Consider the following 12801-nt stretch of genomic DNA (forward strand, 5'->3'; position numbering starts at 1 on the left):
ATTACTGTTCATTGCGCGTTGTTATGCGAATACCACCATGAGGCAAACGAATTATTTTTATTGTATCGTCATCTGAAGGGAGCTCAATTTCAGGCTTTGCCACTACTGGTTTATTAACTTGTTCATCACCTTTAATGTCTTGTATTGGTGGTAAACCATACTTAGAAAGTGCAATAACAACTTTACGATTTTCTGCTCGCCCTTGTTCTGTATCATTACTTACAAAAGGTGAATATTGACCATAACCTTCTATCGCCATTCTGGCAGAATTAATACCTAATGCTTCTAGCTCTACTAAGATAGACGTTGCTCTAGCAACCGAGAGTTCCCAATTTGAGCGAAATATCTCGTTGCGAATACTTTCATCATCAGTATAGCCACGCACCCTAATATAGTTATCTACTGGAGCAATAATATCTTTAACAATTTTGACGACTTGCTTTGCTCTTGAGTGTGCAACTGAGCTACCACTTGAAAATAACATACCTGAGCTAAGCTCTATAATCAGCCAATCTTGATTCAGCTCTAAGCTGGCTTCTCCGTCACGAATTTCATCAATAAGCGCTGACTGCAGCTTAGCAAGTAAGCTATCGAGTGGTTTTCCTAAATATTTCTGTTGTATGTTACTTGTATCACTTTGACCGTCGAGTAACTCTGGACCTTGTTCTTCTTTTAAAATACTTTCACCATAAAGAACTTCTTGTTCTGGGCTAACTCTATCTGTCAATATTCCATTACCATTGACGCCCTCACCTTGCTGGGAGTGCTGGCGGGCAGATTTATCAAAAACGTGTTCAAGGGAGTCTGACAATATTTGAAATTGTTCTTCTTTGTTAATCGCTATTGCATACAGCACCACAAAAAAAGCAAACATAATCGTCATGTAGTCGGCATACGATACAAGCCAACGTTCTGTATGCTGACTTTTAGGATCAGAGTGACGAAGTCGTCGGCGTAACATGTTATTCGTCCACTAAATTAGGACGCTCTACACGGTAGGCTTCAAGCTTTAATTCAATATTTACTGGGCTTTCGCCAACACTTATTGCAATCACGCCTTCGGCAAGCATTTCATGATAAAGCATTTTTTGCTCTACACGTTGTTTTAACTTATTTGCCATAGGTAAAAACAATAAATTAGCTAAACCAACACCATAAATGGTCGCAATAAATGCAGTAGCAACACCCGCACCAAGCATTTGCGGGTCGGTAATAAACGACATAGCCTGTATTAAACCAAGTACCGCACCTAAAATACCAATGGTAGGGCTGTAACCTCCCATTGCTTCATAAACACGTGCGGCTTCAAGTAAACGATCACGCTCTAACAGTAAGTCAATTTCAAGAGTGTCACGTAGCTTTTGCTCTGAGCAACCATCTACAAGTAGACTTAAACCTTTTGCAGCATACGCATCTGGATGAGCTAGCGCCTCATTTTCAAGCGCTAAGTAACCTTCTTGACGCGCCTTATAAGACCATCGTTTAACTTGCTCTATTGCGTCTTCAATATCGTATTGTGGCGCAACAAAAACCCAAGAGCTCATATTTAGCATTTTTTTGAATGTGCTGGCCGATGTTTGTAACATAACAGCGCCAAGCGTGCCGCCTAATACAATAATAAGCGCAGGGCCATTAAATAGTGCAGAAACAACGCCGCCTTCTAAAGAGTAACCTAGACCTATTGCACCTAGTGCTACAAATAGTCCAAATATTGAGAGCTTATCCACAACCCACCTCTCTCTTTATGCGCGCTGCAACATCATTCAGTGCTAAGCTTTCACTCGAAAGTCCCGCATTAGCGATAGCTTGAGGCATTCCATAAACAACACAGCTTTTCTCATCTTGCGCCCAAATAGTTGCACCTGTTTGTTTTAACATTCTTGCACCGTCACGTCCATCAGCGCCCATACCTGTTAAAACAATAGCAAGCACATCGCCTTGATACGTTTTTGCTGCACTGGCAAAAGTTACATCCACACTCGGTTTATAGCTTATTCTCTCACTATGATCTTCAAATACCCGCAGTGTTCTATTTGCGCCACGCCCTTCTACCATCATCTGCTGTCCGCCGGGTGCTAAATAAGCTGTCCCAGGCTGTAAACGGTCACCTTGTTGCGCTTCTTTCACTTTTATTTGGCACAGGCCATTTAAGCGTGCCGCAAATGCGGGTGTAAAAGCCGCAGGCATATGCTGAATAAGCAAAATAGGATGAGGAAAATTAGCTGGTAATTGAGTTAATATAGTTTGTAGTGCAACAGGACCACCTGTAGAAGTACCTATAGCCACAAGCTGGTATTGCTTTCCACTTGCTCGCATTGAGGCAATACTTGTACCTGACGGTGCTTTAGGTGCTGCTCTTTGAAAGCTTCTATCGGGTTGTTTTATCGAAGGCGTTAGTGTGCTTGTTCTTTGAGAAAGTGTACTTGTTGTTGGTTTGGCTGGAATTACTGACTTAGGTGGCGTTGCAGCTTTAAACGTTCGCGGTAAGCGTCTTCGCCCTATATCTTTCACTTTATTTTGCAAAAGCTTTATAGCGTCTTCATTATTGCGAGCGATGTCTTCAAATTTTTTCGGTAAGAAATCCATTGCTCCCGCATCTAGCGCATCAAACGTTGCTGTCGCGCCATCACGTGTTAAAGATGAAAACATTAAGATCGGCGTTGGATTACTCGCCATTATCTCTTTAACTGCGCTAATACCATCAAGCACAGGCATTTCTACATCCATAGTGATCATATCTGGACGTAGCTGAGCTGCCTTTTCAACAGCCTCTCTGCCATTAACAGCAAAGCCTATAACTTGTATGTCGCTGTCTTGCTCAAGAATTTCGCTTACTCTACGGCGAAAAAAGCTTGAATCATCAACAACTAAAACTTTAACGGCCATTTAGCTCTCTTATTAAATTTATGCGTAGGTATATATTAAATATATACCTACTTTATTATTAGCCTGCGTAATGTTTTAACATGTTTGGAACGTCTAAAATTAGTGCAATGCCACCATCTGAAGTAATTGTAGCACCTGCCATGCCTGGGGTACCTTGTAGTAACGCATCAAGTGGTTTAATGACAACTTCTTCTTGACCTATTAATGAGTCAACAACAAAACCAATTTGCTGAGTACCAATTTGCACGATAACGACGTGACCTTGTGATTTTCGCTTCGAACGATCTGACCCTTTAACTAACCAGTGCTCGAGGTAAAATAACGGTATTGCCTTTTTACGCACAATAATTGTTAATTGCCCATCTACCACATTTGTCTTCGTTAAATCTAAGTTGAATATCTCACTAACACCAGCAAGTGGTAACGCAAATGTTTGTGCGCCAACAATGACCATTAAGGTTGGTAATATAGCTAAGGTAAGTGGTACTTTAATCTCTAAAATAGTACCGACGCCTAACTCAGATTGAATACTTACAGAACCGTTTAATTGGGTGATTTTAGTTTTCACCACATCCATTCCAACACCACGGCCTGAAATGTCAGATATTTCTTCTTTTGTAGAAAAGCCGGGTGCAAAAATCAAGTTATATGCTTCAGTGTCAGAAAGTCGACTTGCTTGGTCGTGATCAAGCACACCTTTACTAATTGCTATTTTTTTCAGTTTTTCAGCATCCATACCTGCGCCATCATCTTTAATGGTAAGCAAGATATGGTCACCTTCTTGAGACGCTGATAAAGTTACATTACCTGTTCTCGGCTTTCCTGCAGCCTCACGAACAGCTGGCATTTCGATACCATGGTCAACTGAGTTTCGAACTAAATGCACAAGAGGATCGGCAAGGGCTTCAACCAAATTTTTATCTAAATCAGTTTCTTCACCTACAAGTTTTAGGTCAATATCTTTGTTTAAGCTGCGAGCTAAATCGCGAACCACGCGAGGGAAACGACCAAATACCTTTTTAATTGGTTGCATTCGCGTTTGCATAACCGCACCTTGAATATCAGCAGTCACCACATCTAAGTTAGAGATTGCTTTACCCATGGCTTCACTGTCTGAGTTAGTAGCTAAACTAACCAAACGGTTTCGTACCAGTACTAACTCACCAACCATATTCATAATTTGGTCAAGTCGTTTTGTGTCTACACGAACTGTCGTCTCTGCTGCTGGCGGTGCTGATTTTTTAGGCGTTACTGGCGCTGCTTTAGCTACCGGTTTTTCTGCCGGTTTAGAAACGGGTACTTTTGCAGGTTCAGGTTTGCTTGCAGGCACACTAGCTTTTTCAGCTGGTTTAGCAGGAATATTTGGCTGTTTCACCGCAGGAACGCTTTCTGTTGATTTAGGTGCAGTACCTTTGCCATGAAGTTCATCAAGGAGTGCTTCAAACTCATCATCACTAATTTCATCACCTGATGAATTAGAAGTGTTCGAGGCTGGTTTAGCTGCATCTACAGGCGCTTTAACTGCGTTATCTTGTTCAGGTGCTTCACTCGCAACCTCACCAAAACTGCCAACACCGTGTAACTCGTCTAATAAGCTGTCAAATTCATCATCAGTAATATCACCATTAAAATCACTACTACTTACTGCTGGCTTTTCAACTACAGGACTTTGACCTTTACCATGTAGTTCATCAAGCAAGTTTTCAAATTCGTCCTCAGTGATTTCATCTATCTCAGCGTCATTAACCGAAGGAGTTCCACTAAATAGTTCATCAAATGCAAACGGATCTTCATCATCAGCTATTGGCGTATCAGCTACTTCATTATGAGGCTGTTCAACTTCAGTTTGTGAAGAGAATCCATTAAGCTCATCTTCTGTTGGGGGTAAGCCCAAAATATGGAGGGTGTGAAGTAATTCAGGATCTGCAGGTTCTGGCTTATCCCTATTTTGAATAGTCGCGAACATTTCATTAATGGTGTCGAGCGCTTGTAAAATAACATCCATTAACTCTGAATTGACAGTTCGCACGCCTTGACGTAATAAATCAAATACGTTTTCAGCGCCATGGCAAGCATCAACAAGTTCTGTCATCGCTAAAAAGCCTGCTCCACCTTTTACAGTGTGAAAGCCTCTAAATATAGCGTTTAGTAACTCGGTATCTTCTGGATTATTTTCCAGTTCAACTAACTGTTCAGATAAAAGCTCTAGGATTTCTCCTGCCTCTACAAGAAAGTCTTGTAAAATATCTTCATCGACTTCAAACATGCAGTTACTCTCCTCTTAGAAGCCCAAACTTGATAAAAGATCATCGACTTCATCTTGATCAGATACAACATCATTACGCGATTCTTTATCAATAATAGGGCCTTCAGGACCTGCTAAAGTTTGTGTGGCAACTGGTTCTTTTATTTTTTGTTGTTCTACTTTATTCGCTGTGTTGTCACTATCATCTTGTTCAGCAAAAGCTGTTAAAAGATGAAGTAAGCTTTCTTCTACTTCTCTAACAAGTTCTATAACACGACGAATAACTTGACCCGTTAAGTCTTGATAATCTTGAGCCATTAGTACATTTGTCATTAAGCTTTGAAGCTCATCAGTTTTGTGATGAGAGTTATTCATAAACTTATCGATACTATGGCAAAGTTGTTTAAACTCACCAAGCTCAATCTCGCGACTCATTAAACGATCCCATGTCGGTTTGATATGAGATATTTCATCTGCCAGTTGTTGAGCTATAGGTAAACTAGCCTCAACAGCATCCATTGTTTTATTAGCCGCATTCTCTGTCATTTCTATGACATAATTAAGCCGCTTTTTAGCATCTGGAATAGCATCAGTCGTTATATTAGTTAAGCGAGTATCAAGCTCAAAGCTTTTAAGTGCTTCGTGCAGTTGACGAGTCAACTTTCCAACTTCAGCAAATAATTTAGACTGCTCTTGTGAAGCGGTCTCTAAAATCAACTCATTTGCTTTATCTTGCTCATCGTTTTCTAAAAAAATGACGAGTTGACGAGCTTGTTCTAACGTTATTTGAGGCGCAGCTGGTGCTGACATAAGCCTCTCCTCCATCATTAGCCTAAGCGTTCAAATACTTTTTCTAATTTAGTTTTTAATGTTCCAGCCGTAAACGGCTTAACAATATAACCATTAACGCCAGCTTGCGCTGCAGCTATTATTTGTTCTTTTTTAGCTTCTGCCGTTACCATCAATACAGGGATATGTTTTAACTTATCATCTGCACGAATTGCTCTTAAAAGGTCAATGCCTTGCATTCCAGGCATATTCCAATCTGTAACCACAAAATCAAATACTTGATTTTGTAACATAGGCAAAGCTGTAGACCCGTCATCAGCTTCTTGAACGTTAGTGAAACCTAAGTCACGTAATAGGTTTTTTATAATTCGTCTCATCGTTGAAAAATCATCAACTACAAGAATTTTCATGTTTTTATCCAAAACATCCCCCAGTGAGGTATTAACCTTAGTTTACTTACTACTAGTTTATCCAGTCATTGATTTTAGCTTTAAGCTTAATCATCGCCTGACCATGTATCTGACTTACACGCGATTCGCTTACATCGAGTATATGTCCTATCTCTTTTAAATTCATTTCATCGTTATAGTACAAAGAAAGTACCATTGCATCACGCTCCGGTAATGACTTTATCGCGCTTAGCAAAGACTCATTAAACCGGTCATTTTTAACATTATTAAAAGGTTTGTCTAGCGCTAAATCTTGGCCTACGGGAGTAATAACATCCTCATCGACACCAAGGTCTTCTATGCCTAATACTTTACTGGTATTAACATCATTTAAAATATGATGGTACTCATTGAGCGAAATTTCAAGTTTTTCAGCAACTTCTGTATCTGTTGGTTCGCGATTCAGACTGCTTTCGAGCCCAGTAATTGCTTCTGCAACTTGTCGGCTTTTACGGTGTACTGAACGAGGAGCCCAATCACCACGGCGCATTTCATCAAGCATAGCACCGCGAATACGAATACCAGCAAAGGTCTCAAAGCTTGCACCTTTTGTTGCATCAAAGTTTTTTGAAGCTTCTATTAAACCTATCATTCCTGATTGAATTAAATCATCAAGCTGAACGCTAGGTGGTAATCGAGCAATTAGATGACATGCCACTTTTTTCACAAGTGATGCATGTTTCTCAACAATCACATTTAAGTTTTGTGTTGATTGATATCCCATAGCTCTATTCACCAGTGTTGTCATAATTAGCCGTTTACTAGTTTCTCAATGAAAAACTCTAAATGCCCAGATGGTTGATTTGGTATTGGCCATTTAACTGCTTTTGTTGCCAGTGTTTTAAACGCAAGAGCGGCTGGCGAATTTGGAAAGAGTTCTACGATTACTTTTTGACGACGTGTTGCTTTGCGCATATTTTCGTCATAAGGAACCGTTGCGACTAGCTCCATTGATACATCTAAAAAGCGATCTGTTACTTTAGAAAGCTTTGCAAATAATTCGGTGCCTTCACGCATACTGCGAACCATATTGGCGACAATTTTGAACTTATAAACACCGTGCTCACGGCTTAATACTTTAATAAGTGCGTAAGCATCCGTTATTGATGTTGGTTCATCGCACACGACAACCATTACATCTTGTGCCGCGCGAGAAAAGCTCAGTACCATATCTGAAATACCAGCGGCGGTATCTACAATTAAAATATCAAATTCGGTATTTAATTCACTAAACGCACGAATTAGTCCAGCATGCTCAGATGGCGATAGCTCCACCATACTTTGCGAACCAGACGTAGCGGGTACAATTTTAATACCTGCTGGGCCTTCAACTAAAATTTCGTCAAGCTCACATTCACCAGACAAAACGTGTGATAAATTACGCTCTACACGTAAACCAAGCATTACATCACAGTTTGCTAAACCTAAGTCAGCATCCAGCACTAATACTCTGTTACCTTGTTGCCCTAGTGCAATAGCTGTATTTAGAGAAACATTTGTTTTCCCTACTCCACCTTTACCACCGGTTACAGCGATAACTTTTACGCCGTTGTTATTGTTTTGACTCATCTTGCGCAGGCCGCTTGCTTGATCTAATACTGTGTTAATCATACATCCCTACTGTACTTGGCGCCACTGCTTGGTGCCTTGAATGTTGTGCTTTTATTCTTTTTAAATATAATTGCTCAGCCTTTTTCACTAGTTTTTCAGCATTTGCAACACGAATATCTTCTGGTACTCGTTGACCGTTAGTAAGATACCCTATTGGAAGACGATTTTGAATCGCAATACTAATAATCTCACCCAAACTCAATGATTCATCTAACTTAGTGAAAATACAACCACTTAACTGTACTTTTTTAAAGTGACGTACTGTTTCTTGTAATACATTAATTTGTGCTGTCGCGCTTAGTACTAGGTAGCTGCGAATATCCACACGTTGGTTGCGCATTAACGTGTTTAACTGCTCAGTTAAACGTAAATCTCGTTGGCTCATACCTGCTGTATCAATTAATACTAGACGTTTATTTCGTAAATGATATAAAACTTCAGCTAATTCATTAGCATCTTTAACTTGTTTTACACCACAACCAATAATACGGCCATATGTTGCAAGTTGCTCATAGGCTCCAATTCTGTACGTATCAGTGGTTATTAACGCCACTTTATCAGCGCCATATTTTTGTGCGCCTAACGCTGCAAGCTTAGCCACAGTTGTTGTTTTACCTACACCGGTTGGACCTACTAATGCATATACACCACCTTGGCGAAGTATTTCATTATTGGTTGTTTGCATTTGATCTTCGACCATCGTTAACAATGCTTTCCAGCCTTGTTGACGAGACACATCATCAGGTACAAAACATGCCATTTGTTGTGCTACTTCTTTATCAATGCCCATACCGACTAAACGATCAACCATGCAAGCACGTGTTGGATCGCGACGCGCCATATCTTGCTGCATTAAACCCGATACTTGATGCTCTAATAACTGACGAATTGCGTTCATTTCTTCACGCATTGTTGTCATTTCTTCGCTTTCATTATTAGGTTTTTGCTGGCGAGCAGTTACTGGGCTGTCTAAATCATCAAAGTCGCTGTCTAAATCGTCAAAACCTAAGCTATCGGCTTGCGTATGTGGACGTGCAGGGGCTACATCATCACGTGCAAACATATTATTAGTAGGACGCGCTTTAGCTACAGGTTCCTGGTAGTTATCTGTAGTATCAATACCTGATTGAGAAAACATTGACGCAAGCTCTGGGGAGCGAGGACGCGGTGATTGACGCTCTAATAAGGCTTGTAAGCTATCTGCTACTTTTGCTTGAGGTTCAGGTTTGGCACGCTGAGGTTCTGATTTTACAAAGTTGTGCATACTTTGCTGTGGCGCTTGAGCACGCGGCTCTGCATTGCCTTGTGGTTGCGCTGTTGCTTTAGGGGCTGCTTTGTCATAATCAACTGCCGCTACAATTTCTACACCGTTAGCCAGCTTTTTATTTGACATAATAACCGCATCAACACCTAACTCATCTTTAACTTCTTTAAGTGCTGTGCGCATATCTTTAGCAAAAAAACGTTTAATTTTCATGATTCAACCCCTTTTAAAATCTTATTGTTGGCCTACTGAGCTAACAATCTTGATCTGTCTTTCGTCTGGTACCTCTTGATAAGACATCACTCTCAATCCTGGAATGGTGTACTTAACAAAACGAGATAACACAGTGCGTAACATTCCTGACGTTAGCAATATAGAAGGTTCACCGGCCATTTCTTGATTTTGATGAGCTTGTGTCAATGACACTTGAAGTCGCTCTGCAAGTCCTGGCTCAATACCGGCACCTTCATCGCCTGCATTTTGTAATGACTGATGCAACATCTGTTCCAACTCAGGTGCCAAGGTTATGACAGGGATTTCTGATGACATACCAACCGCATCTTGAACAATTAATCTACGCAGAGAAATACGCACTGCAGCCGTTAATACATCAGGGTCTTGGCTACGCGGGCCATACTCAACTAGGGTTTGAACAATTGAGCGCATATCGCGAATAGCAACGCCTTCATTCAATAAATTTTGCAGTACTTTTACAATTGCAGTTAATGGCAACACATCTGGTACTAGTCCTTCAACTAAGCGAGGGTGGCTTTTAGCAAGCATATCAAGCAGGTTCTGAACTTCTTCGTGCCCTAGTAGTAACGCCGCACTGTTAGTTAATAACTGGCTGATATGAGTGGCAACTACCGTGGCTGAATCTACAACGGTGTAACCTAGTGATTGAGCTTCATCTTTTTGATCTGGTTTGATCCATACTGCATCAAGGCCAAATGCAGGGTCTTTAGTTTCAACGCCTTTAATTGGACCAAATACTTGCCCTGGATTAATCGCCAGCTCGTCGCCATGTTTAAGTTCGCTTTCACCTGTTGAAACACCCATTAGCGTTATTCTGTAAGCATTAGGGTCAAGCTCTAAATTGTCGCGAATGTGCACAGGTGGTACTAAAAAGCCAAGCTCTTGAGAAAGCTTTTTACGTACACCTTTAATACGATTAAGTAGCTCACCACCTTGAGATTGATCTACCAACGGAATTAATCTGTAACCTACTTCTAGGCCAATTACATCAACTTGTTGAACGTCATCCCAGCCAAGTTCTTTTTGCTCTTGTTTATTAGCAATACCCGTTGCAGCGCTTCCACCACTGGCGGCTTCTTCAGCTTCTGCTGCAGCGGCTTTTAATTTACTTTGCTGCGTGTAGTAAGCTAAATAACCAAGTAACGCACCTAAACTTAAAAAAGCAAAATGTGGCATACCAGGCACTAAGCCCATGATGATCAAAATACCTGAAGCAATGAAGAGAGATTTTTCGTTACCAAGTTGCTTCTTAAATTGGTCACCCATATTGAGCGACTCATTTTGGCGTGTTACAACAATCGCAGTACCAATTGAAAGTAGTAAAGAAGGGAGCTGAGCAACTAAGCCATCACCAATGGTAAGTAATGTATATACTTCCATTGCATCGCCAAAACTCAAATTGTGCTGAATCATACCGACAAATAAACCACCAACAATGTTGATGATTAATATAACAATACCTGCAATAGCATCGCCTTTTACAAATTTACTCGCACCATCCATTGAACCGTAAAAATCGGCTTCTCGGGTTACTTCCTCTCGGCGGTCACGCGCTTGTTCAGCACTGATAAAACCAGCGTTTAAATCAGCGTCAATTGCCATTTGTTTACCCGGCATTGCATCAAGGGTAAAACGTGCAGATACCTCAGATATACGCCCTGCACCTTTAGTAATTACCACAAAGTTAATAATGATCAGGATTAAAAACACGACCAAACCAACAGCGTAGTTACCACCAATAACAACTGAGCCAAACGCTTCAATCACCTTACCTGCAGAATCTCCTCCGTTATGACCTTCAAGTAGTACAACTCGAGTACTGGCAACGTTAAGCGCTAAGCGCATAATCGTAGCGATTAATAATACAGAGGGGAATATACCAAACTCAACCGGCTTCATCGTGTAAACGGTCACGAGTAAAACCACTAATGCGAGAGCAATATTAAACGAGAAAAGGATATCGAGTAAAAATGGCGGTAACGGTAGAATCACCATTCCCAAGGCAGCAAGCACAAGCAAAGGAGTACCTACCCCTTTGGCATAGTCTTTTTTGTCTCTGTTAAGTTGTTGTAATACCGCTTTAAAACTCATAATTCTACAATTTCAAAAAATTGACACTACATAGAATTTGCAATAACTATTCCAAGTTATTAAGTTAGCGATTTAATACTTATAGGCATCGGGGATTGGGAGCTTATTATTAAGCTTAGTTGGGCGTTTACCGCGCCCTTTATTAAAGCGCTTAAGCTGAAATACATACGCTAAAACTTGCGCAACAGCAGTAAATAGCTGATCGGGTATTTGCTCTCCTACTTCAGCCGTATGGTAAAGCGCTCGGGTCAACATAGGGGATTCTAAAATTGGTACTTCATTCCCTATTGCTACTTTTCGAATTTGCATCGCCATTTCATCAATACCTTTAGCAAGCACAATAGGCGCTCCTGCACGCTCTGTATCGTATTTTAATGCTACTGAGTAGTGAGTTGGGTTGGTAACAATAACGTCAGCGTCAGGGACATCTTGCATCATGCGGTTTTGCGACATTTGCCTTTGTGTTTGCCTAATACGCGCTTTTATTTGTGGGTCACCTTCAGAGTTTTTATACTCATCTTTAATTTCTTGCATGGTCATTTTAAGTTGTTTGTTATGGTTATAACTTTGAAATGGCGCATCGATGGCGGCAATAATAATTAAAGTGCATGAAAGGCCTAAAAACATCCAGCCTAAAATCTCTAAGGCATGAATAATATTACCTGGTGCACTTTCTAAACTTAAATGCAGTATTTCATCAAAATAAGTATTAATTAAAAACACAGCAAAACTTGCAACCAAACCAAATTTTAAAAGTGACTTTACAAGCTCAATAGCCGCTTGCGGGCCAAACATACGTTTAAAGCCTTTCATTGGCGACATTTTACTTGCTTTAGGTGCAGCGGCTTCCCAGCTAAAATTAAAACCACCTAGTAACGTATTCCCAATAAATGCAGCCAAAACTATAATTAATACAAACATAGCCATAGGAAACATTAAAGCGTCTGCAACCTCTCCCCATACAGCAAACATTTTAGTGGTATCAAAGGCTTCGTTACGGTTTAAGCTAAGGGTTCGGCCCATTACATTGTATAAACCTTTGCCAATTTCAGGACCATACATCAAAAGCGATATAGCCGAAAAGATAAGTACAAACATGGTACCTAGCTCTTTTGAGCGTGCTATTTGGCCTTTCTTTTTAGATTCTTCAAGCTTTTTGGATGTGGGTTCTTCTGTTTTTTCTTGCCCTGAGTCTTCAGACATGACTTTCT

Annotated in this window: 11 protein-coding genes; all 11 read right to left on the reverse strand. The window is 40.5% G+C overall.

The window, feature by feature from the left end; translation table 11 throughout:
- Position 1: 1 nt before the first annotated feature.
- Positions 2 to 961 carry a flagellar motor protein MotB gene (locus tag BW142_RS00175; protein ID WP_076923502.1) on the reverse strand — a complete coding sequence of 320 codons (960 nt, stop codon included), beginning with the start codon at positions 959 to 961 and terminating at the stop codon, positions 2 to 4.
- Between the two features lies 1 nt (position 962).
- Complete coding sequence (locus BW142_RS00180) at positions 963 to 1727, reverse strand: flagellar motor protein (RefSeq protein ID WP_024599203.1); 765 nt, start codon at positions 1725 to 1727, stop codon at positions 963 to 965.
- The gene (locus BW142_RS00185) at positions 1720 to 2886 is read right to left on the reverse strand and encodes a chemotaxis response regulator protein-glutamate methylesterase (protein ID WP_024599204.1); all 1167 of its coding nucleotides are present in this window, start codon (positions 2884 to 2886) and stop codon (positions 1720 to 1722) included. The genes BW142_RS00180 and BW142_RS00185 overlap by 8 nt, the downstream gene beginning before the upstream one ends.
- A gap of 58 nt (positions 2887 to 2944) precedes the next feature.
- Entirely contained in the window at positions 2945 to 5152 is a 2208-nt protein-coding gene (locus tag BW142_RS00190; protein WP_076923503.1) for a chemotaxis protein CheA, read from the reverse strand.
- 15 nt (positions 5153 to 5167) lie between these two features.
- On the reverse strand, positions 5168 to 5941 hold the full coding sequence (locus BW142_RS00195; protein ID WP_024599206.1) for a protein phosphatase CheZ: 774 nt from the start codon (positions 5939 to 5941) through the stop codon (positions 5168 to 5170).
- A gap of 17 nt (positions 5942 to 5958) precedes the next feature.
- Positions 5959 to 6342, reverse strand: coding sequence for a chemotaxis response regulator CheY (cheY, locus tag BW142_RS00200; RefSeq protein ID WP_008132609.1), 384 nt, complete (start codon positions 6340 to 6342; stop codon positions 5959 to 5961).
- Between the two features lie 40 nt (positions 6343 to 6382).
- A complete protein-coding gene (locus BW142_RS00205; protein ID WP_024599207.1) occupies positions 6383 to 7093 on the reverse strand; it encodes an RNA polymerase sigma factor FliA in 711 nt (236 codons plus the stop codon).
- A 26-nt stretch (positions 7094 to 7119) separates the two neighbouring features.
- Positions 7120 to 7980: a MinD/ParA family protein gene (locus BW142_RS00210; RefSeq protein WP_002959312.1), complete on the reverse strand. Its 861-nt coding sequence runs from the start codon at positions 7978 to 7980 to the stop codon at positions 7120 to 7122.
- A complete protein-coding gene (gene flhF / locus BW142_RS00215) occupies positions 7973 to 9457 on the reverse strand; it encodes a flagellar biosynthesis protein FlhF (RefSeq protein WP_076923504.1) in 1485 nt (494 codons plus the stop codon). The genes BW142_RS00210 and flhF overlap by 8 nt, the downstream gene beginning before the upstream one ends.
- Positions 9458 to 9478: 21 nt before the next feature.
- Positions 9479 to 11590, reverse strand: coding sequence for a flagellar biosynthesis protein FlhA (gene flhA / locus BW142_RS00220; RefSeq protein WP_024599209.1), 2112 nt, complete (start codon positions 11588 to 11590; stop codon positions 9479 to 9481).
- 72 nt (positions 11591 to 11662) lie between these two features.
- Positions 11663 to 12793: a flagellar biosynthesis protein FlhB gene (gene flhB, locus BW142_RS00225; RefSeq protein WP_010553902.1), complete on the reverse strand. Its 1131-nt coding sequence runs from the start codon at positions 12791 to 12793 to the stop codon at positions 11663 to 11665.
- Positions 12794 to 12801: the final 8 nt, after the last annotated feature.

Source organism: Pseudoalteromonas sp. EB27 (assembly GCF_001974875.1).
Lineage (GTDB): Bacteria > Pseudomonadota > Gammaproteobacteria > Enterobacterales > Alteromonadaceae > Pseudoalteromonas.

Coding starts and splice junctions, on each gene's coding strand:
- flhA (WP_024599209.1), bottom strand. CDS start 11,590: ATGAGTTTTAAAGCGGTATTACAACAACTTAACAGAGACAAAAAAGAC.
- flhF (WP_076923504.1), bottom strand. CDS start 9,457: ATGAAAATTAAACGTTTTTTTGCTAAAGATATGCGCACAGCACTTAAA.
- BW142_RS00190 (WP_076923503.1), bottom strand. CDS start 5,152: ATGTTTGAAGTCGATGAAGATATTTTACAAGACTTTCTTGTAGAGGCA.
- BW142_RS00175 (WP_076923502.1), bottom strand. CDS start 961: ATGTTACGCCGACGACTTCGTCACTCTGATCCTAAAAGTCAGCATACA.
- flhB (WP_010553902.1), bottom strand. CDS start 12,793: ATGTCTGAAGACTCAGGGCAAGAAAAAACAGAAGAACCCACATCCAAA.
- BW142_RS00185 (WP_024599204.1), bottom strand. CDS start 2,886: ATGGCCGTTAAAGTTTTAGTTGTTGATGATTCAAGCTTTTTTCGCCGT.
- BW142_RS00205 (WP_024599207.1), bottom strand. CDS start 7,093: ATGGGATATCAATCAACACAAAACTTAAATGTGATTGTTGAGAAACAT.
- BW142_RS00210 (WP_002959312.1), bottom strand. CDS start 7,980: ATGATTAACACAGTATTAGATCAAGCAAGCGGCCTGCGCAAGATGAGT.
- BW142_RS00195 (WP_024599206.1), bottom strand. CDS start 5,941: ATGTCAGCACCAGCTGCGCCTCAAATAACGTTAGAACAAGCTCGTCAA.